The organism is Vibrio sp. 10N.222.48.A3 (assembly GCF_041475345.1).
GTDB classification, from domain to species: domain Bacteria; phylum Pseudomonadota; class Gammaproteobacteria; order Enterobacterales; family Vibrionaceae; genus Vibrio; species Vibrio tasmaniensis_A.
Genome location: NZ_JBFRVX010000824.1, coordinates 1 through 1,137, shown reverse-complemented (window position 1 = coordinate 1,137; position 1,137 = coordinate 1). Strand labels below are relative to the sequence as shown.

2 protein-coding genes are annotated in these 1,137 nt (G+C 42.6%); both read left to right on the top strand.

Going from position 1 to position 1,137, the window contains the following annotated elements:
* Positions 1 to 73 precede the first annotated feature (73 nt).
* Positions 74 to 511: a tol-pal system-associated acyl-CoA thioesterase gene (gene ybgC, locus AB4653_RS20320; RefSeq protein WP_102257376.1), complete on the top strand. Its 438-nt coding sequence runs from the start codon at positions 74 to 76 to the stop codon at positions 509 to 511.
* Positions 501 to 1,137: protein TolQ (tolQ, locus tag AB4653_RS20315; protein ID WP_372105176.1), on the top strand; the 637-nt coding region annotated here is incomplete at its 3' end. The genes ybgC and tolQ, both read left to right, overlap by 11 nt.

Genomic DNA, 1,137 nt, shown 5'->3' with positions numbered 1-1,137 from the left:
TCTTAAATCAAAAAATTCACAGCGATATACTATTAATGATAAGGAGTTAGGTTATAGTGAGATCTTTATCGTTTTGAATTGTGGTATCAAATTGCGGGGATTATCTAAGCCATTTACGTGGCCAGTGACAGTGTATTACGAAGACACCGATGCAGGTGGTGTTGTATACCATTCAAACTATCTTAAGTTTTTCGAACGCGCTCGAACTGAGATGTTGCGCTCAATTGGCGTCTCTCAGCAAGTCTTGTTAGAACAAAATATCGGTTTTGTAGTCCGACATATGGACATCGATTTTATTCAAGGTGCGCGCCTTGATGATTCTTTACAAGTCATTACAAATATTTACGAGTTGAAGCGAGCTACCTTGGTCTTCTGTCAAGAGATCGTAAATCCTGATGGCAAAGCATTGTGTAAAGCAATGGTTAAGGTAGCATGTATCGACAATCAAAAAATGAAACCCAAAGCAATGCCAACATTTATTCTCACGGAGCTAACGAATAGTGACTGCTGAAATCTCAATCTTAGGCCTAATTTTAGAAGCTAGCTTACTAGTTAAGATGGTCATGCTAATTCTCATGGGCATGTCTGTTGTTTCTTGGGCGATGATCATCAAACGAAGCAAAGTATTATCTCAAGCTACTAAACAAACTGACGTGTTTGAAGATAAGTTCTGGTCTGGTGTTGATCTCGCTAAATTGTATCAAGAGAGTAATAAGCGCAAAGACGAACTCTCTGGTACTGAAGAGATTTTCTACGCCGGCTTCACAGAGTTTGCTCGCCTTCGAAAATCAAATGCAGCGTCTCCAGACTTCATCATGGAAGGCACTGGTCGTGCAATGCGTGTTGCGGTTGCTCGCGAAGTTGATGAACTGGAAACGAACTTACCTTTTTTGGCGACCGTCGGTTCTATCAGCCCATACATTGGCCTATTTGGTACGGTTTGGGGCATCATGCACTCATTCATCGCATTAGGTGAAGTGAAGCAAGCGACATTAGCAATGGTTGCTCCTGGTATTGCAGAAGCACTGATCGCGACAGCAATGGGCCTATTCGCGGCGATTCCAGCTGTGATGGCGTATAACCGTTTTAGCAGCCGAGTTGGTAAGCTAGAGCATAACTACGCGACTTTCTCTGAAG